At 68.5% G+C, this 19,585-nt stretch carries 17 protein-coding genes; 15 read left to right on the top strand and 2 right to left on the bottom strand.

Translation table 11 applies throughout. The features are described from left to right. The first annotated feature begins 84 nt into the window (after positions 1 to 84). From AC2D80_RS13440 to AC2D80_RS13425, 4 genes are all read left to right on the top strand, one after another. Entirely contained in the window at positions 85 to 1,386 is a 1,302-nt protein-coding gene (locus tag AC2D80_RS13440; RefSeq protein ID WP_484633527.1) for an NAD(P)/FAD-dependent oxidoreductase, read from the top strand. A 129-nt stretch (positions 1,387 to 1,515) separates the two neighbouring features. Next, positions 1,516 to 1,893 (top strand): VOC family protein, encoded by a 378-nt coding sequence (locus AC2D80_RS13435; RefSeq protein ID WP_484633526.1) that lies wholly within the window; start codon positions 1,516 to 1,518, stop codon positions 1,891 to 1,893. Positions 1,894 to 2,259: 366 nt separating this feature from the next. Further along, positions 2,260 to 3,057: a DUF2971 domain-containing protein gene (locus tag AC2D80_RS13430; protein ID WP_484633525.1), complete on the top strand. Its 798-nt coding sequence runs from the start codon at positions 2,260 to 2,262 to the stop codon at positions 3,055 to 3,057. Between the two features lie 156 nt (positions 3,058 to 3,213). Continuing rightward, positions 3,214 to 3,678: a DUF2127 domain-containing protein gene (locus AC2D80_RS13425; RefSeq protein ID WP_484633524.1), complete on the top strand. Its 465-nt coding sequence runs from the start codon at positions 3,214 to 3,216 to the stop codon at positions 3,676 to 3,678. 69 nt (positions 3,679 to 3,747) lie between these two features. Here AC2D80_RS13425 and pdxR read toward each other — a convergent pair whose 3' ends face one another. Next, a complete protein-coding gene (pdxR, locus tag AC2D80_RS13420) occupies positions 3,748 to 5,250 on the bottom strand; it encodes a MocR-like pyridoxine biosynthesis transcription factor PdxR (protein WP_484633523.1) in 1,503 nt (500 codons plus the stop codon). Between the two features lie 147 nt (positions 5,251 to 5,397). Here pdxR and AC2D80_RS13415 point away from each other — a divergent pair, with 147 nt between their 5' ends. From AC2D80_RS13415 to AC2D80_RS13365, 11 genes are all read left to right on the top strand, one after another. Further along, a complete protein-coding gene (locus AC2D80_RS13415) occupies positions 5,398 to 6,198 on the top strand; it encodes a gamma-glutamyl-gamma-aminobutyrate hydrolase family protein (RefSeq protein WP_484633522.1) in 801 nt (266 codons plus the stop codon). A 67-nt stretch (positions 6,199 to 6,265) separates the two neighbouring features. Beyond that, positions 6,266 to 7,627: a glutamine synthetase family protein gene (locus tag AC2D80_RS13410; protein WP_484633521.1), complete on the top strand. Its 1,362-nt coding sequence runs from the start codon at positions 6,266 to 6,268 to the stop codon at positions 7,625 to 7,627. Between the two features lie 48 nt (positions 7,628 to 7,675). Next, complete coding sequence (locus AC2D80_RS13405) at positions 7,676 to 9,088, top strand: aspartate aminotransferase family protein (protein ID WP_484633520.1); 1,413 nt, start codon at positions 7,676 to 7,678, stop codon at positions 9,086 to 9,088. A 202-nt stretch (positions 9,089 to 9,290) separates the two neighbouring features. Next, positions 9,291 to 10,466, top strand: coding sequence for an extracellular solute-binding protein (locus AC2D80_RS13400; protein WP_484633519.1), 1,176 nt, complete (start codon positions 9,291 to 9,293; stop codon positions 10,464 to 10,466). 112 nt (positions 10,467 to 10,578) lie between these two features. Next, entirely contained in the window at positions 10,579 to 11,682 is a 1,104-nt protein-coding gene (locus tag AC2D80_RS13395) for an ABC transporter ATP-binding protein (protein WP_484633518.1), read from the top strand. Between the two features lie 125 nt (positions 11,683 to 11,807). Next, the gene (locus AC2D80_RS13390; protein ID WP_484633517.1) at positions 11,808 to 12,722 is read left to right on the top strand and encodes an ABC transporter permease; all 915 of its coding nucleotides are present in this window, start codon (positions 11,808 to 11,810) and stop codon (positions 12,720 to 12,722) included. A gap of 117 nt (positions 12,723 to 12,839) precedes the next feature. Then, the gene (locus tag AC2D80_RS13385; RefSeq protein WP_484633516.1) at positions 12,840 to 13,700 is read left to right on the top strand and encodes an ABC transporter permease; all 861 of its coding nucleotides are present in this window, start codon (positions 12,840 to 12,842) and stop codon (positions 13,698 to 13,700) included. A gap of 95 nt (positions 13,701 to 13,795) precedes the next feature. Next, positions 13,796 to 15,265: an aldehyde dehydrogenase gene (locus AC2D80_RS13380; protein WP_484633515.1), complete on the top strand. Its 1,470-nt coding sequence runs from the start codon at positions 13,796 to 13,798 to the stop codon at positions 15,263 to 15,265. Between the two features lie 44 nt (positions 15,266 to 15,309). Continuing rightward, entirely contained in the window at positions 15,310 to 16,617 is a 1,308-nt protein-coding gene (gabT, locus tag AC2D80_RS13375; RefSeq protein WP_484633514.1) for a 4-aminobutyrate--2-oxoglutarate transaminase, read from the top strand. Further along, the gene (locus AC2D80_RS13370; protein ID WP_484633513.1) at positions 16,614 to 17,969 is read left to right on the top strand and encodes a type III glutamate--ammonia ligase; all 1,356 of its coding nucleotides are present in this window, start codon (positions 16,614 to 16,616) and stop codon (positions 17,967 to 17,969) included. Before gabT ends, AC2D80_RS13370 begins: the two co-directional genes overlap by 4 nt. A 52-nt stretch (positions 17,970 to 18,021) precedes the next feature. Further along, positions 18,022 to 18,756, top strand: a complete 735-nt coding sequence (locus AC2D80_RS13365; RefSeq protein ID WP_484633512.1) for a BUD32 family EKC/KEOPS complex subunit — start codon at positions 18,022 to 18,024, stop codon at positions 18,754 to 18,756. Between the two features lie 22 nt (positions 18,757 to 18,778). Here AC2D80_RS13365 and AC2D80_RS13360 read toward each other — a convergent pair whose 3' ends face one another. Further along, the gene (locus tag AC2D80_RS13360) at positions 18,779 to 19,549 is read right to left on the bottom strand and encodes a class II aldolase/adducin family protein (protein ID WP_484633511.1); all 771 of its coding nucleotides are present in this window, start codon (positions 19,547 to 19,549) and stop codon (positions 18,779 to 18,781) included. Between the last annotated feature and the right edge of the window lie 36 nt (positions 19,550 to 19,585).

The raw sequence follows: 19,585 nt of genomic DNA, 5'->3' as shown, positions 1-19,585 counted from the left end.
CCGAGGTGCCGAGGATCCGGCTCCGCCGGGCCTCGGGCACTGTCCCCCCTTGGGGGGAACGCGCGCAGCGCGGCAGGGGGGACCATGTCTCTGATCGGCTCTGACACCCAGCTCAACCAGCAGAGCTACTACGAAGCCAGCGTCGAGCGCGGCCCGCGGCGCGAGCCCCTGCAGGAGCGTCTGGTGGTGGATGCGCTGGTGGTGGGCGCGGGCTTTGCCGGGCTGAGCGCGGCGCTCGCGCTGGCGCAGCGCGGCCTGTCGGTCGCGGTGCTGGAGGCCGACCGCATCGGCAGCGGCGCCAGCGGGCGCAACGGCGGCCAGGCCATCGTCGGCTTCGCCAGCGGTCAGGGCCCGTTCGAGGAGCAGCTCGGTGCGGCCGACGCCGACCGCGCGTGGGCGATGTCGCTGGAGGCGATCGACCTGATCGACCGGCGCATCGCCGCGCACGGCATCGACTGCGACCGCGTGCACGGCTACCTGTACGTGGCCGACAAGGCGCGCAAGGCGCGCGACCTGCGCGGGGAGGCCGACGACCTGATGCGCCGCGGCATCCCGGTGGAATGGGCCGAGGGCGACGACGTGGAGCGCCTCATCGGCAGCCGCCGGTACGTGGCCGCGTTCCGCGAGCGGCGCAGCGGCCACCTGCACCCGCTGAAGTACGCGCTGGGCCTCGCCCGCGCGGCCGAGGCCGCCGGCGTGCGGGTGTTTGAGCGCAGCCCGGTCACGGCCTTGCAGCGCGGCGAGCGGCTGGTGGCGCGCACGGCGCAGGGCGAGGTGCAGGCGGGCTTCGGGGTGCTGGCGGGCAACTGCATGCTGCCCGAGCACGGCCCGCGCGTGGCGCCGGAGATCGCCGACCGCATCATGCCGGTGGGCACCTACATCATCGGCACCGCGCCCATCGACCCCGCGCTGGCCGAGCGCTGCATCCCGCAGCGCGCGGCGGTGTGCGACAACAACTTCGTGCTCGACTACTTCCGCTTCAGCGCCGACCACCGCCTGCTGTTTGGCGGCCGCGTGAGCTACACCACCATGACCCCGCGCAACCTGCGCGAGGTGATGCGCCGGCGCATGGTCGACGTGTTCCCCGCGCTGGACGGCGTGCCGGTCGAGTTTTGCTGGGGCGGCTTCGTCGACATCAGCATGAACCGCGCGCCCGACTTCGGCCGCCTCGGCGACAACCTCTACTACCTGCAGGGCTTCAGCGGCCACGGCGTCGCCCTCACCGGCCTGGCCGGCGAACTGGTGGCCGAATGCGTGGCCGGCCAGGCCGAGCGCTTCGACCTCTTCGCCCGCCTGCAGCACCGCCGCTTCCCCGGCGGCCCGCTGCTGCGCACCCCCTCGCTCGCGCTGGGCATGCTGTGGCACCGGCTGCGGGATGTGGTGTAGGGCCGGCGATAGTCGGTATATTTTCGGCAGTTCGGGCTTGGCGCCCTGCCGTCGTCGCCCGCTCAGCGCAGACGTTGGTCCGCACGATCCCCGTGCGCGTCAGACGGCTGCAAACCAAGGGGAGACGTCATGCCTCAGAGTCCGCACGCGCTGAGCTGGTTCGAGATTCCCGCAACCGACTTCGGGCGCGCCAAGGCCTTCTACGAGGCCGTGCTTGGGCGGCCCATTGAGCCCATGGTCATGGGGCCAATCACCATGGGCTTCCTGTCTTCCGACCCAGGCGCTGTGGGCGGCGCGATTGTCTCGGGTGATGGAGCCACGCCGTCCATGCAGGGAACGACCGTGTATCTCAACGGAGGCGACGACTTGGCGCCAATGCTCGCCCGGGTCGAGAAGGCGGGCGGCTCCATCGCTGTGCCCAAGACCGAGATCGGAAACGACTTCGGCTTCTTCGCGCTCTTCATCGACACCGAGGGCAACAAGGTCGGTCTGCATTCCACGGGCTGACCCAGCTGCCGGTGCGGTAGGACGCAGATGAGGTTTGAGTAAGCCCTAACCCATCGCTCCAGCCGACTCGCACCGGCATGGCGCTTGGCCCGCGAGGCGCTGCTGGCCTATGCTCCGCCTCGCGGGCCAAGCGCCATCTGGGCTTCGGCCCCTCAGCTCAATCGTTAGGGCGTACAACCGCCTCGATGCCGCAAGTCGGACGCCATGGCCACACTTCTTGAATCCGCACTGCACGTCCTATGGGACGACGTTACCGACCAAGGTAACTATCCCCATAGTCGACCACTTTGGGGGCACTACACGTCGGTCGCCACTCTAGAGAAGATCCTGCAGGGAGATGAGCTCTGGTTCTCGAATCCCTTGTACATGAACGACTACGAAGAACTCAGGTACGGAATGAACACCGGTGCGTCGGAGTTCAGAACCCATCGCGGTCTGATTGAGGCCTGCGGATCTGCCCGAGTGCACGCCAAGTTGGTCGAGAGCTTCGATGAACTGTTCCACCGTTTTGATACAGAGCACGCACTCGACACCTATGTGCTCTGCCTGACCGAACACGATCCACAGAACAACGACGGGGTGCTCTCTATGTGGCGGGGCTATGGTGCCAACGGGGGTGGCGTTGCTCTTGTGTTCGACTCGTCTAAGTTGCCAGCAGTCGAGGACTCGCCGTTCATAGTCAGCAAGGTTCAATACGCAAACCACCCGACCCGCCTTCAGTGGATAGACAACAAGCTATCCGCGCTTGCTGAGGTACTTCGGGCGTCGGCGCCCTCTGACGACGATCTTCATCAGGTAGCGCACGCCTGGATCGAACGCCTTAAGTTGTTCGCGCTCTTCACGAAGCACGACGGCTTCTCAGAAGAGAAGGAGTGGCGGATTGTCTATTTCCCTGATCGCGATCGCGACCGATCGCTCACTCAGATGTTGGGGTATGCAGTGACGCCCAAGGGAGTTGAGCCAAAGCTCCGCGTACGACTGAAGGAACTACCGGGCTCCACAGCGCAAGGGCTTAGCCTTGAGTCCCTCATTGAGCGAATTATCCTGGGCCCCTCGTTGTCCACGGTGCTAGCGGCGGGGTCGCTTCGTAGGATGCTCGAACTAAACGGACGCCACACACTTGCTCAGAAGATTCTTCCGTCGTCGATTCCCTATCGTCCGTAGCGCATTTCGCCCTAACCCCTCGGTCGAGGCGAGGCCCAACGGCAAGGCGCTAGGCTTGGCTCCAGGTTGTGCGCATCATCCTTCCGCCGGGCCTGGCACCTCGCCGTCGGCCCAGCCTCACCTCGAACGTTAGACCGCACGAAAAGGCGCTCAGCAGTGAACGGCGCAATCAGGCTGGTTGCTTTCTTCGAATGCCTGAAGGGGCTCGTGGTGCTGCTCGCAGGCACGGGCCTGCTCAGTTTGGTGCACAAGGACCTGCACGCGCTGGCCCTCTCGCTCGTCGAGCACGCGCATCTGAACCCGGCCAGCAAGTACCCCCAGATCTTCCTTGAAGCGGCGAGCAATCTCCAAGAGTCGCGACTGCTGCTTCTCGCTTTCGGCGCCTTGCTCTACGCCGCCTTGCGCTTCGCCGAGGCCTACGGCCTGTACTTCCGCCGCGCCTGGGCCGAAGTTCTCGCCGCTTTCAGCGGAGCCGTCTACCTCCCTTTCGAGGTGCTGGAGCTTGTGCGCAGCCCCACCGCGTTGCATGCAGGCCTTCTGCTGGCCAACCTGGCGGTGGTCGCCGTGATGGGTCTCGCCCTTCTCCGGCGGCGTCGGCAGGCCGCCGACAGAGCGGCCTAACCCGTTGCTGGAGCGATGCCGCCAGCGGCATGACCTTGGCCCGCGAGGTGCTCAGGCTTGTCGCTCGCCTCACGTCCCGCTTGTCACCACCTGCCGCACCGCCCTGGCCACGAGCGGCCCGCAGCGGGCGATTTCGTCCTGGGGTGCGTAGCCGTAGCCGATGACCAGGCCTTTGAGGTCGGTGCGTTGCAGGCAGTAGGCCGAGAGCGGGCGCACGGTCAGGCCTTGTTGGCCGAGGCGCTGGGCGAGTGCGGCGTCATCCACCGCGCCGGGCAGGCGCAGGCAGAGGTGCAGGCCTTGTTCGGCGCCGGTGATGCGGGGGCCTTCGCGGTCGTCGCGCAGGATGGGCTGCAGCGCTTCGAGCAGGGTCTGGCGGCGCTCGGCGTAGCTTTGTCTCGCGCGGCGCAGGGTGCTGGCGAAATGGCCCATCTCGATGAACTCGGCCAGCGCGGCCTGCACCGGCATCTGGCCGGGTCGGTTGAGGTCGTAGTGGGCGCGGCGGAAGGGGTCGACGAGCGCTTTGGGCACGACGAGGTAGCCCAGCTTGATGCCGGGGTAGAGCACCTTGGAGAAGGTGCCCATGTAGAGCACGCGGCCGCTGGTGTCGAGGCCTTCGAGGCTGGAGATCGGCGGGCCGCTGAAGCGGTATTCGCTGTCGTAGTCGTCTTCCAGCACCCAGGCTTCGTGGGCGGCGGCGGTGGCGAGCAGCTGGTGGCGCCGTGGCAGCGACATGACGGCGCCGGTGGGGTATTGGTGCGAGGGTGTGACGTAGATGAGGCGCGGGGCGCGGGCGTCGTCGGCCGCGGTGGGCGCGATGCCTTGCACGTCGACCGCCACCGGATGCACGGCCAGCCCGGTGGCCATGAAGGCCTTCATCGCGCCCCAGTAGGCCGGGTCTTCAACCCACACGGTGTCGCCGTGGTCGGCGAGCAGGCGGGCGCAGAGTTCGAGGGATTGCTGGGTGCCGGTGGTGACGATCACCTGGTCGGCGTCGAGCTGCACGCTGCGGAACACGCGCAGGTAGTCGGCGATGGCCCGGCGCAGCGGCGCGTAGCCGCCGCTGGTGTTGTAGTCCAGCATGTCCGGGTAGGTCATGCGCCAGTGTTTGTTTTGCAGTCGCTGCCACAGCGTGAGCGGAAACGCGCTGAAGTCGGCGATGCCGGGCGTGAAGGGCTGGACTTCGAGGTCGTTGGCGGTGAAGCGGTGGGCCAGCGCTTCGCCGCGCTGCGACAGGCGCGGGGGCTGGGCCGGCACGGCGCGCGGGCCCGCCGGGCGGGCCGCGCCGCCGCGGCCGGGCGTGGTGCGCGGCACGTTGTCGTTGACGTAGGTCCCGCTGCCCACGCGGCTGGCGAGATACCCCTCGACGCTGAGCTGGTTGATCGCGGCCACCACGGTGTTGCGCGAGAGGTGCAGGTCCTGGGCGAGGTCGCGGCTGGAGGGCAGGCGTTCGCCCGCGCCGAGTTTGCCGTCCAGCATGGCGCGCCGCAGGGCTTCGTAGAGCTGGCGGTGCAGCGGCAGCGCGTCCTGGGTGCCCAGGCGGGTCATTTCCGCGAGCAGGAATTCAGAGAGCATGGCGCAGGGCGTGGGCGGTGGGCTCCCCAGGCCGGGGAGCGGGGGCGTTGAGCGGGCGCGGGCGAAGTGGCACCACGCCGATGCCCGAACTGGCCCCCATTGTGATCCAATTTGGCGGCCACAATGGCCGGAGAAACGGAGAAAACCATGAACAAGCCGCCCTGCATGGTCTGGCTTCCCGCCGACCACCGCCTGCTCGGCGACCATGGGCACCAGATGCCTTTCCTGTTGCTGGGCGACAAGTACGCGCGGGCCGTGAAGGTCGGTGCGCAGGCCCAGCCGGTGATGTTTCCGCTGGCCGATCCCGGCCAGATCGATGAATTGCTGTCGCTGGTGGACGGCGTCATGCTCACCGGGTCACCGTCCAACGTGCATCCCTCGCATTTCGACGAGGCGGTGGCCGACCCCAGCCTGCCGCTGGACACCGAGCGCGACAACCTGACGCTGGCGCTGGTGCGCGCCTGCGTGCACCAGGGCGTGCCGCTGCTGGGCATCTGCCGCGGTTTCCAGGAGATCAACGTGGCCCTGGGCGGCACGCTGCACCAGCGGGTGCACGACGTGCCGGGCCTGAACGACCACCGCGAGCCCAAGGGCCGCCCGCCCGACGAGCAATACGCCCCGCGCCATCCGGTCACGCTGGTGGCCGGCAGTCCGCTGGCCGAGTGGGCCGGCGGCACCACGGCGATGGTCAATTCGCTGCACGGGCAGGGCATCAACCGCCTGGCCGACGGGCTGGAGCCGCTGGCGCACGCGCCGGACGGGCTGGTCGAGGCGTTTGCCATCCGCGGGGCGCGCACGTTTGCGCTGGCCACGCAGTGGCACCCCGAGTGGCGCTGCTGGGAGACGCCGTTCTACGCGGCGATCTTCGACGCCTTCGGGCGCGCCTGCCGGCAGCGCCGCAGCCTGCGCCTGCAGGCCAGCGACCTCGCCCGCGCGACCCCGGCCTAGCGAACGCCCCGGACTGCCCCCGATTCCTCACCGCGACAACACCACAGAACGACAACCAGGAGCGGCCATGAGTGCCCCGCAAACTTTCAACGATCTCGAAAACTGGCTCAACGAACGGCGCGTGACCGAGGTGGAATGCCTCGTGCCCGACCTCACCGGCGTGGCCCGCGGCAAGATCCTGCCGCGCGAAAAATTCACCGAAGACCGCGGCATGCGCCTGCCGCAGGCCATCGTGGCGATGGGCGTGACCGGCGAATTCCCCGAGAGCGGCCCGTACTACGACGTCATTGAGCCGACCGACCGCGACATGCAGCTGCGCCCCGACCCGACGACGGTGCGCATCGTGCCGTGGGCGACCGACCCCACCGCGCAGGTGATCCACGACTGCTTCGACCACCAGGGCAAGCTGGTGCCGTTTGCCCCGCGCAGCGTGCTGCGCCACGTGTGCAACCTGTACGAAGCCGAGGGCTGGGAGCCGGTGGTGGCGCCCGAGCTGGAGTTCTACCTGACGGCGCGCAACACCGACCCCAACACCCTGCTCAAGCCGCCGATCGGCCGCAGCGGCCGCGCCGAGACCTCGCGCCAGGCCTATTCCATCGACGCGGTCAACGAGTTCGACCCGCTGTTCGAGGAGATCTACGACTACTGCGACAAGATGGGCCTGAACGTGGACACCCTGATCCACGAGGTGGGCGCCGGGCAGATGGAGATCAACTTCTTCCACGCCCACCCGCTGGGCCTGGCGGACGAGGTGTTCTTCTTCAAGCGCACGGTGCGCGAGGCCGCGCTGCGCCACGACATGTACGCCACCTTCATGGCCAAGCCGATCGCCGGCGAGCCGGGCAGCGCCATGCACGTGCACCAGAGCATCGTGGACAAGGCCACCGGCCGCAACATCTTCAGCAACCCCGACGGCACCGCGTCCGAGGCCTTCCACCATTACATCGGCGGCCTGCAGCGCTACATCCCGGCGGCCATGGTGCTGGTGGCGCCGTACGTGAACAGCTACCGTCGCCTGTCGCGCCACACCGCGGCGCCGATCAACATCGAGTGGGGCCACGACAACCGCACCGTCGGCATTCGCTCCCCGATCGCCTCGCCCGAGGCGCGCCGGGTGGAGAACCGCGTGATTGGTGCCGACGCCAACCCCTACGTGGCCATGGCCATGACGCTGGCCTGCGGCTACCTCGGCATCAAGAACAAGATTAAGCCCAAGCCCGAGATGAAGGGCGACGCCTACCTCGCGCCCTACGCGCTGCCGCGCAGCCTGGGCGAAGCGCTGGACTGGCTGCGCCGCGAGCCCGACCTGCACGAGGTGCTGGGCAAGGAGTTCGTGACCATCTACACCGAGATCAAGGAGCTTGAGTTCGACGAGTTCATGAAGGTGATCTCGCCGTGGGAGCGCGAGCACCTGTTGCTGCACGTCTGACCCATCCCCGACCGACCCGCGCCCCGCGCCACCGCCCCGAGAAACGCCATGAACGCACCGATCAAGCCCGAGCACCTGAGCACCCAGGACATCCAGGCCCTGGACAGCGCGCACTTCCTGCACCCCTTCACCGACCACGGCGACCTGGCCACGCGGGGCGCGCGCGTGATCACCAAGGCCGACGGCATCTACATCTGGGACAGCGAGGGCCACCAGATCCTCGACGCGATGAGCGGTCTGTGGTGCGTGAACGCGGGGTACGGCCGGCGCGAGCTGGCCGACGCGGCGCACCAGCAGATGATGACGCTGCCGTTCTACAACAGCTTCTTCCAGACCACCAACGTGCCGGCGGTCAAGCTCGCGGCCAAGCTGGCGCAGCTGGCACCGGAGGTCGGTGGCCGCCGCTTCCAGCACGTGTTCTTCAGCTCCAGCGGCAGCGAGAGCAACGACACCAACGTGCGCATGGCCCGCCGCTACTGGGACCTGCTGGGCCAGCCGCAGCGCAAGGTCATCATCAGCCGCCACAACGCCTACCACGGCTCCACCATGGCCGGCGCTTCGCTCGGCGGCATGAGCGGCATGCACGCCCAGGGCGACCTGCCCATCCCCAACATCACCCACATCGACCAGCCGTACTTCTTCGAGAACGGCCGCCCGGGCGAGACCGAGGCCGAGTTCGGCATCCGCGCCGCGCGCTGGCTGGAAGAGAAGATTCTGGCCATCGGGCCGGACAAGGTGGCGGCGTTCATCGCCGAGCCGGTGCAGGGCGCTGGTGGCGTGATCATTCCGCCGGCCACCTACTGGCCCGAGGTCCAGCGCATCGTCGACCAGTACGGCATCCTGCTGATCGCCGACGAGGTGATCTGTGCCTTTGGCCGCCTGGGCCACTGGTTTGCGTACGAGAAGTTCGGCATCCGGCCCGACCTCATCACCTTCGCCAAGGCGGTCACCAGCGGCTACATCCCGCTCGGCGGCGTGATGGTGGGTGACCGCGTGGCCAAGGTGCTGATCGAGCAAGGCGGCGAGTTCAACCACGGCTACACCTACAGCGGCCACCCCGTGGCCTGCGCGGTGGCCCTGGCCAACCTGGAGCTCATGGAGCGCGAGGAGCTGCCGCGCAAGGTGCGCGAGGACATCGGCCCTTACCTGGCCCAGCGCTTTGCCGAGCTCAACGACCACCCGCTGGTCGGTGTGGCCGAGACCTGCGGTTTTGTCGCCGGCCTGGTGCTGGTCAAGGACAAGGCGACGCGCACCGTGTTCGACCCCGAACTGGCCGTGGGCATGATGTGCCGCGCGCACTGCTTCAAGAACGGGCTGATCATGCGCGCCGTGGGCGACCGCATGATCATCGCCCCGCCGCTGGTGATGACCCGCGCCCAGATCGACGAAATGATGGGCCTGATCCGCCGCTGCCTCGACGCCACGCTGGCCGAGCTGCGCGCCAAAGGGCTGAAAGACTGATCTTGGTGCACAAACCCGGGTTGGCCCGCAGCGTGCACCAGAAACGGGACCGTAGAATGGCCGCGGCGGTTCGCCGGATACCCCCCTCACCCGGGAAAACCAGCGACTGCGGGTCTGGAACTTGCTATCTGGCAAGCGATCCGAACCCCCGGTTTGGCGATCCATCCGTCTTTACACCCCCTCAGGAGTGAGCTTCACCATGATGAAAAAGCACGTTCTGGTTCTGGCCGTCTCGGCCATGCTGCTGGCCGCTTGCGGCAAGAAAGAGGAGCCGGCGCCCGCGCCCGCTCCGGCCCCGGTGGCTGCCGCGCCCGCGGCGCCCGCGACCCCGCCCGGCCCGGTGCTGGACGACGAGAAGGTGCTCAACATCTACAACTGGCCCGACTACATCCCCGAGAACATGATCGCGGAGTTCGAGAAGGCCACCGGCATCAAGGTCAACTACGACACCTTCGAGACCAACGAAGCCCTGCACGCCAAGCTGGTCGCCGGCAACACCGGCTACGACATCGTCGTGCCCGGCACCGTGTTCGCCAAGCCGCAGATCGAAGCCGGTTTCTTCCAGCCGCTGGACAAGTCCAAGCTGAAGAACTACGGCAACCTCGACCCGGGCGTGATGTCGGTGCTGACCAAGGCCGACCCGGACAACAAGCACCTGGTGCCGTGGGCCTGGAGCTTCACCACCGTGGGCATCAACCGCACCAAGGCCGAGAAGGCGCTGGGCGGCATGCCGATGCCGGAAAACGCCTGGGACCTGGTCTTCAAGCCCGAGTACACCAGCAAGCTCAAGTCCTGCGGCATCGCCTACCTGGACTCGCCGACCGAGATCATCCCGGTGGCGCTGCACTACATCGGCAAGGACGCCTACTCCAACGACCCGGCCGACTACAAGGCCGCCACCGCCATGCTGGCCAAGGTGCGCAAGGACATCCGCCTGTTCAGCTCGACCATGATCGACGACATCGCCGGCGGCAAGGCCTGCGTGGCCATCGGCTGGGCCGGTGACATCAACATCGCCGCCGGCCGCGCCAAGGAGAACGGCTCCAAGGACGTGATCGAGGCGCTGCTGCCGTCGACCGGCGCGCTGTCGTTCTTCGACACCATGGCCATCACCAAGGACGCCAAGCACCCGAACAACGCCCACGCGTTCATCGACTTCTTCCTGCGCCCCGAGAGCGGTGCAGCGATGGCCAACGAGATGAACTACAACGCGGGCAACAAGGCCGCGCTGCCCCTGGTGAGCCCGGAGATGGCTGCCAACAAGACCATCTTCGTGGACGAGGGCTACATGCCCAAGATGATCCCGCCGAGCAGCTTCACCAACGAAGCCCGCGAGGCCATGGCCACCGCCTACAACACCTTCAAGAAGGGCAAGTGACGTCCCTGACCTGATCGGGCGTTGACTCCCGGGGCTGTTCGTACGCACTCGTATGAACAGCCCTTTTTGTTTCTGATCCCCCTGTTTTGCAATTCCCCCAAGAGGCGACTTCATGGCATCGGCTGGAACACAAGAGGGCTACCTGGTCACCGAGAAGCTGGTGAAGCGCTTCGACGAAGCGGTCGCCGTGGACGAGGTGTCGCTGTCCATCGGCAAGGGCGAGATCTTCGCCTTGCTGGGCAGCTCGGGCTGCGGCAAGTCGACGCTGCTGCGCATGCTGGCCGGCTTTGAGACGCCGACCTCCGGGCGGTTGCTGCTCGGCGGCCAGGACCTCGCCGCGCTGCCGCCCTACGAGCGGCCGGTGAACATGATGTTCCAGAGCTACGCGCTCTTTCCCCACCTCAACATCTGGGAGAACGTGGCCTTTGGCCTCAAGCGCGAGGGCCTGCCGCGCGATGAGATCGCCCGCCGCGTGGACGAGATGCTCGGCCTCGTGCAGCTCACCCCTTACGCCAAGCGCAAGCCCCACCAGCTCTCCGGTGGCCAGCAGCAGCGCGTGGCCCTGGCGCGCAGCCTGGCCAAGCGCCCCAAGCTGCTGCTGCTCGACGAGCCGCTGGGCGCGCTGGACAAGAAGCTGCGCGAGCAGACGCAGTTCGAGCTGGTCAACATCATCGAGAAGGTCGGCGTGACCTGCGTGATGGTCACGCACGACCAGGAAGAGGCGATGACGATGGCGAACCGCATCGCCATCATGAGCAAAGGCCGCGTGCTGCAGGTCGGCTCGCCGCAGCAGATCTACGAATACCCGGCCACCCGTTTCGTCGCCGACTTCATCGGCAACGTCAACCTGTTTGAGGGCAAGCTCACGCTCGATGAACCCGACCGCTGCACCGTGGGCAGCAGCATCGGCGACATTCACGTCGGCCATGGCATCAGCGGCGCGATGGGCATGCCGCTGGCGGTGGCCGTGCGGCCCGAGAAGATCAGCATCGGCAAGGCGCGTCCGGCCGAGGTGACGCACAACCTGTTCAGCGGCCGGGTCAAGGAGATCGCCTACTTCGGCTCCTACAACACCTACATCCTCGTCACGTCGCAGGGCGTGCGCGTGAAGATCACCGAGCCCAACGGCTCGCGCCACGAACGGCTGGACATCACCTGGGAAGACGATGTGTTCTTCTGGTGGGACGACACCGACGCGGTGGTCCTCAGAGATTGAATGGGAGGCCCCCCGCGCCGCTGTGCGTCACTCCCCAGAGGGGGGCGATGCGGGTGGCCCGGCGGAGCCGGTTCCACCGCATCCTTGACCTTCGTGATCCCATTCAACCGCCTCAGGAGTCGTTCATGGCCTCCTCATTGATTCCGGTCCCGGGCAAACGCTTCGTCATCGGCGTGCCCTACGTCTGGCTCATCGTCTTCTTCTTCCTGCCCTTCCTGATCCTGCTGTACATCAGCTTCGTGGACATGGGCGACTCGATCAGCCCGTTCAAGCCGCTGTGGGACCCGGTGACCGGCGTGCTGCAGCTCAAGTACGAGAACTACCTCTCGATCTTCCGCACGGAAGAGGGCGCGCCGCTGTTCAAGACGCTGTATGTGGACGCCTACCTGCGCTCGCTGATCTACGCGTTCTGCACCGCGATCCTGTGCCTGATCTTCGGCTACCCGTTTGCCTACTTCATCGCCCGTTCGCCGGCCAGCGTGCGCCCGGCGCTGCTGCTGATGGTGATGCTGCCGTTCTGGACCTCGTTCCTGCTGCGCGTGTACGCCTGGAAAGGCATCCTGGCCGATGAGGGCGTGCTCAACCGCTTCCTGATGGCGATCGGCCTGACCAGCGAGCCGATCCACATGCTCTACACCAACGTGTCGATGCTGGTGGGCATGACCTACGTCTACCTGCCCTTCATGATCCTGCCGCTGTACGCCAACCTGGTGAAGATGGACTTCCGCCTGCTTGAGGCGGCGTACGACCTGGGCACCACGCCGTTCAAGGCCTTCTGGCTGGTCACGGTGCCGCTGTCGAAGTCCGGCATCGTCGCCGGCTTCATGCTGGTCTTCATCCCCTGCGTGGGCGAGTTCGTGATTCCCTCGCTGCTGGGCGGCCCGGAGAACCTGATGATCGGCCGCGTGGTGTGGGACGAGATGTTCACCGCCAACAACTGGCCGCGGGCCACCGCGCTGGCCGTGGTGATGATCGCGCTGATCGTCGTGCCGCTGGCTGTCTATTACAAGGTCACCGGCGACGCCGCGGAGAAACGATGACCACCCCCGCGCCGCTGTGCGGCTCCCCCTCGAGGGGGCCACGCCAATGGCCCGGCCAAGCCGGCGCCATGGCGTGCCTCGATCCGTTGCTTCCTCTCCCTGTCTGAAGGGTTCCGCATGAAAGCGTTTCTCGAAAAGCACTTCGGCAAGTTCTGGCTGCTGATCGTCTTCGGCTTCCTGTACCTGCCGCTGTTTTTCATGATCGTGTTTTCGTTCAACAGCACACGGCAGGACGCCCGGTTCACCGGCTTCTCGCTGCGCTGGTACGAGGCGCTGACGCGCGACACCAAGATCGTGGAGGGCTTCTTCCTGTCGCTGAAGGTGGCTGCGGTCACGGGGGTGCTGTCGGCGGTGCTGGCCACCTTCGCCGCCTTCGTGCTGGTGCGCTACCGCCGTTTCCTGGGCCGCACGATGTTCAGCGGCATGGTCAATGCGCCGCTGGTGATGCCCGAGGTGATCATCGGCCTGTCGCTGCTGCTGCTGGCGGTGGGCGCGCAGAACGTGTTCGGCGGTCCCGAGCGCGGCATGCTCACCATCATCCTGGGCCACACGCTGCTCGGCATGGCCTACGGCATGGTGGTGATCCAGAGCCGGCTGCTGGAAATGGACCGCCGCATCGAAGAGGCCGCCATGGACCTCGGCGCCCGTCCCCACCAGGTGTTCTTCCTGATCACGCTGCCCAACATCTTCCAGGCCATCCTGGCGGCCTTCCTGCTGTCGTTCACGCTGTCCTTCGACGATGTGGTGATCTCCGAATTCCTCAGCGGTCCGGGCGTGAACACCCTGCCGCAGGTGATCTTCGGCTACGCCCGCCGCGGCATCAACCCGACCATTTACGCCGCCGCCACGCTGCTGATCGTGACCGTCACCATCGTGATCGTGGGCTACGCGCTGTGGGTGGCCCGCCAGACCCGCCGGCGCGAGCGCGAGGTCGCTGCCGCCCTGCGTCAGGAGCTGGTGGCGCTCAACCCGAACTGACGCCGGCTCCCGCGCGGGGCGCCAAAGTGGACTGGCGCGCAAGCGTCCTCCGGGGGTAGCATGGGGGCCAATTACCCTACGCCCGCCCCCGCTTCATGACCGACCTTTCCTTCGACGGCCGCGCCTTCATCAACGGCCAGCGTGTGGCCGCCCGCGACGGCCAGACCTTTGACTGCTTCTCCCCGGTGGACGGCCGCCTGCTGACCGCGGTGGCCCGCGGCGGCGCGGCCGACATCGACGCCGCCGTGGCCGCCGCCCGCGCGGCGTTTGAGGACCGGCGCTGGGCCGGCAAGGCGCCGGCGGCGCGCAAACGCATCATGATCCGTTTCGCCGAGCTGGTGCAGGCCGCGGGTGACGAGCTGGCGCTGACCGAGACGCTGGACATGGGCAAGCCGGTGAAGTACGCCAAGGGGGTGGACGTGAACAGCGCCGCCAACTGCCTGCGCTGGTACGGCGAGGCGGTGGACAAGGTGTACGACGAGATCGCGCCCACGCCCGACACGGCGCTGGCGCTCATCACCCGCGAGCCGGTGGGCGTGGTGGGCGTGATCGTGCCGTGGAACTACCCGATGATCATGGCCGCCTGGAAGATCGCGCCGGCGCTGGCGGCGGGCAATTCGGTGGTGCTCAAACCCAGCGAGAAAAGCCCCCTGACGGCGCTGCGCCTGGCCGAGCTGGCGCTGGAGGCCGGCATCCCGGCGGGCGTGTTCAACGTCGTGCCGGGTTTCGGCCCGGAGGCCGGCAGCCCGCTGGCGCTGCACATGGATGTGGATTGCATCGCCTTCACCGGCAGCACCCGCGTGGGCAAGCAGATCCACGTGATGGCCGGTCAGAGCAACCTCAAGCGCGCCTGGACCGAGCTGGGCGGCAAGTCGCCCAACATTGTGTTCGCCGACTGCCCGGACCTCGACCGGGCGGTGGCCGCGGCGGTGGGCAGCATCTTTTTCAACCAGGGTGAGAGCTGCAACGCGCCCTCGCGCCTGTTTGTGGAGGCCTCCATCAAGGAGGCTTTTCTGGAGAAGGCGCTGGCGATGGTGCCCCAGTACCGGCCGGGCAACCCGCTGGACAAGAACACGGTGATGGGCGCCATCGTCGACCGGGTGCAGATGGACACGGTGCTGCGCTACATCGACAGCGGCAAGAAGGAAGGCGCGAAGCTGCTGGCCGGCGGCGAGGCGGCCGAGCCGGTGAAGGGCGGTTGCTACGTGCAGCCCACGATCTTTGACGGCGTGACCAACGACATGACCATCGCGCGCGAGGAGATCTTCGGGCCGGTGCTGTCCGTGCTGAGCTTCACCGACGCGGCCGACGTGGTGCGCCAGGCCAACGCCAACATCTACGGCCTGCAGGCCGCGGTGTGGACGCGCGACATCAACAAGGCGCACGGCGTGGCCCGGGCGCTGCGCGCCGGCACGGTGCACGTCAACCAGTACGACGAAGACGACATCACCGTGCCGTTCGGCGGCTTCAAGCAAAGCGGCGTGGGTCGCGACAAGTCGCTGCACGCGTTTGACAAGTACACCGAAACCAAGACCACCTGGATTCGGATCGATTCGCCGGTGTGACCGGTGCCCCCTGCGCTGCCCCATCTGCCGTTGAAGGAGACCCCATGAACGCCCCGCAAAAGCCCGAAAACCTGACCCCGCCGCACACCAACGCCGCCTGGCACCAGCGCCGCCTGGCGGCCACGCCGCGTGGCGTGGGCGTGATGGGTGACTTCTTCATCGACCGCGCGAAGAACGCCGAGTTCTGGGACATCGAGGGCCGGCGGTTCATCGATTTCGCCGGCGGCATTGCGGTGCTCAACACCGGCCACATCCATCCCAAGGTGCAGGCGGCCATTGCGGCGCAGTTGCAGCGTTTCACGCACAGCTGCTACCAGGTGGTGCCGTACGCCGAGTACGTGGCGCTGGCCGAGCGGATCAACCGCCTGGTGCCGATCGAGGGCCCGGCGAAGACGGCGTTCTTCTCCACCGGCGCCGAGGCGATCGAGAACGCGATCAAGATCGCCCGCGTGGCCACGGGCCGCAGCGGCGTGATCGCCTTCGGCGGCGCGTTCCACGGCCGCAGCCTGTTCGCCGTGTCGCTGACCGGCAAGGTGCAGCCGTACAAGGCCGGCTTCGGCCCGTTCCCGCCCGAGATTTATCACGTGCCGTTCCCCTGCCACTGCGCGTCGCTGGACGACACGAAGAAGGCGATCGAGCAGCTGTTCAAGTGCGACATTGAGCCCAGCCGCGTGGCGGCCATCGTGTTCGAGCCGGTGCAGGGCGAGGGCGGCTTCAACCCGATCCAGCCGGCGGCGGTGAAATGGCTGCGCGAGCTCTGCGACCAGCACGGCATCCTGCTGATCGCCGACGAGGTGCAGACCGGCTTCGCCCGCACCGGCAAGCTGTTCGCGATGGAACACTACGGGGTCAGCCCCGACCTGATCACCATGGCCAAGAGCCTCGCCGGCGGCACCACGCTGTCCGCCGTCTCCGGCCGCCTGGCGGTGATGGACGCGCCCGCACCGGGCGGCCTGGGCGGCACCTACGCCGGCCACCCGCTGGCCATCGCCGCGGCCCACGCGGTGATCGACGTGATCGAGGAAGAGCGCCTGTGCGAGCGCGCCCAGCGCCTGGGCGACAAGCTCATCGGCCACCTGATCGCGCAGCGCGCGGCGCGCCCGCGCATCGGTGACATCCGCGGCCTGGGCGCGATGGTCGCCTGCGAATTCATCGACCCCAAGACCGGCGCGCCCGACGCCGACACCACCAAGCGCGTGCAGCAGGCGGCGCTGGCGCGTGGTCTGCTGTTGCTGACCTGCGGCGTGTACGGCAACGTGGTGCGCTTCCTCTTCCCGCTGACGATCGAGGACGCGGTGTTCGACGAAGGCCTGGCGGTGCTCGACGCGGCCCTGGCCGAGGTGCTGGCTTGAACCTGGCCGACGGGCCCGGCGCGGTGCCGCTGGCCGAGCGCATCGCGGCCTTGCGCGCGCAGGGCGTGCACACGGTGATGGCCACGTTCACCGACCTGCCCGGCGCCCCCAAGGGCAAGCTGATCCCGCTGGAGGCCTTGCCGGCGGCGGTCGCCACCGGCGCGGGCTTCGCCGGCCCGAGCATCGCCGGCACCGGCCTGCCGCGCCACGGCGCGCGCAGCGAGTACATGGGCCGCGTGCGGCCCGAGACGCTGCGCCCGCTGCCGTTCATGCCCGGCGTGGCCCACGCGGTGTGCGACGGATTTGCCGGCGGCGAGCCGCTGGACACCGACCCGCGCCAGACGCTGGCCCGGCAGGTCGAGCGCCTGCGCGCGCGCGGCTGGACGCTGTGGGTCGGCATCGAGCCGGAATTTTTCCTGCTCAAGCGCGGCGCCGACGGGGGCTGGGCCGTGGGCGACGCGCTCGACACGCTGGCCAAGCCGTCCTACGACCTGCGTGCCCTGGGCCGCAACCTGGGCTTCCTTGACGACATGCGGCAGGCGCTCACGGCGCTGGGGTTTGAGCTGCAGCAGACCGACCACGAGGACGCCACCGGCCAGTACGAGATCAACTACCGCCACGACGACGCGCTCGCCGCGGCCGACCGCTACCAGCTGTTCAAGCTCACCGCCGCGGCGCTCGCGGAGCGCCACGGTCTGGTCTTCTCGACCATGCCCAAGCCGCTGCCCCACGCCCCGGGCAGCGGCCTGCATTTCCACATCAGCCTCACCGACGCCGCCGGCGTGCCGGTGATGGCCGAGGACGGCGGACCGCTCGGCCTGAGCCGCGCCGGCCTGGGCTTTGCCGCCGGCCTGCTGCACCACGCCGACGCGCTGGCCGCGCTGTGCGCGCCCACGGTCAACAGCTACAAGCGCCTGGCCGCCAGCCGCAGCGCCTCGGGCACCACCTGGTCGCCGGTGTGGAAGGCGATCGGCGACAACAACCGCAGCTGCCTGCTGCGCGGCGTGGCCGGCCGCCTGGAGTGGCGCCTGCCCGACCCGGCGTGCAACGTCTACCTCGCGCTGGCCGGCGTGATCGCCGCGGGCCTGTCGGGCATCGATCAGGCACTGCCCGCGCCAGTGCCCTGCGACGAGGATCTCTACGAGCGCCACGCCGCGGGCCTGCCCTTGCCGGCGCGCCTGCCGCGTGACCTGCACGACGCCCTGGCCGCGCTGCGCGCCGACGCGCCCTTGCGCGCGGCGCTGGGCGAGGCGGTGTGTGCCCAGTTCCTTGCGCTCAAGGAGGCCGAGTGGGCCGCCTGGAGCCAGCAGGTCACGGCCTGGGAGCTGGCGCAGTACGCCGACGCGCCCTGAGCCCCCGCCCGCCGGGGTCGGTGCCCCGGGGGGTTTGCGCATAATCCGCCCGGTGAGCGACGCCGCCCCCCTGCCCAAGGCCTGGACCAAGACCGCCGACCGACCGCTGCGCAGCTGGCGCAAGTCGCTGGGCATCTGGCTGTTTGCCCACGCGGTCGGCGTGCCGGTGCCGTGGCGCGCGACGCGCCAGACCGACGGCGCGGCCCTGCTGGCCTTCGAGCACGACCGCCTGCGCGCGCTGGCCGAGGCCGGCGAGGCGGTGCCGCCGGTGCTGGCCTTTGATGGCCGCAGCCTCACCACCGGCGACATCGGCATGACGCTCGACCACCTGCTGGGTCGCATGGCCGAGGCCGACCGGCTGCCCCTCATGTGCGCGGCCAGCGCCGACCTCGCGGCGTTCCACGCGCGCGGCCACTGGCACGGCGGCGCGCAGACCCGCAACCTCACCTGGGACGGCCAGCGTTTCGCGCGGCTCGACTTCGAAGAGCGCCTGCAGCCCGGTCTGGACCTGGCCACCGTGCAGCGCTACGACGCGCTGCAGCTGCTGCTCTCGCTGGCGCGCTACCTGCAGCCGCTGGGCCCGGGCGCGGTGCGTGAGGTGCTGGAGGCCTATCAGCGCGCCCCGGGCACCCACCCCGATCTGCGCGGTTTCCTGGGCCGGCTGCTGCCGCGGCTGCGCGCGGTGTCGTGGCTGGCGCGCTGGTCGGCCCGGCTCGACGGCTCGCGCGAGGTGGTGCGCCTGCGCACGGTGATGGCGGGCATGCAGGCCTTCGTGGCCGGCGGCTGACCGCGCCGACCGGCTGCGTCGGTCAGGTCCGGTACGACGGGTCGAGCCGCTCGGCCTTGCGCAGCAGCGCGGGCCACGCCAGTTGGGCGCCCTGGCCCGCGGTGGCGATGCGCATCACGTCGGCCATGCCGGCCAGGATGCGCGGGTCCACGTGGGTGAGCTCGCTGCCGCCGGCCAGCGCGTCCACCTGGATGCGGCAGGTGTTCTCGAAGGTGTACATCGACAGGAAGGCGTCGGCGATGGTGCGTCCCACGGTGAGCAAGCCGTGGTTGCGCAGCACGAGGTAATTGGCCTCGCCGAGATCGGCCTGCAGGCGCGGCTTCTCGTCCGGGCGGAAGGCCACGCCCTCGTAGTCGTGGTAGGCCAGCGAGGACAGCACGAAGGTGCTCTGCTGGCTGATCGGCAGGATGCCGTGGCGCTGGGCGCTGACGGCCACGCCCGCGCGGGTGTGGGTGTGCAGCACGCAACCGGCCTGCGGCCGCGCCTCGTGCACCGCGCTGTGGATCACGAAGCCGGCCGGGTTGACCGGGAAGGGCGAGTCGTGCAGCTTGTTGCAGGCCATGTCGACCTTCACCAGGCTGCTGGCCGTGATCTCGTCGAACATCAGGCCGTACGGGTTGATCAGGAACTGGTGTTCCCCGCCGGTCACGCTGTCGGGCAGCTTGGCGCTGATGTGGGTGAAGACCAGGTCGCTCCAGCCGTAGGCGGCCACCAGGCGGTAGCAGGCGGCGAGGTCGCAGCGCAGCGCCCACTCCTCGGCGCTGACCACTTCTTTGAGGGACGGAATGTGCATGCGTGTCTCCGGTGGCGGGCGCCGGGCGGCCCGTGC

It is taken from the genome of Hydrogenophaga sp. T66 (assembly GCF_057219855.1).
The sequence above is the reverse complement of the archived record's forward strand: the minus strand, read 5'-3'. Positions and strand labels throughout refer to the sequence as shown.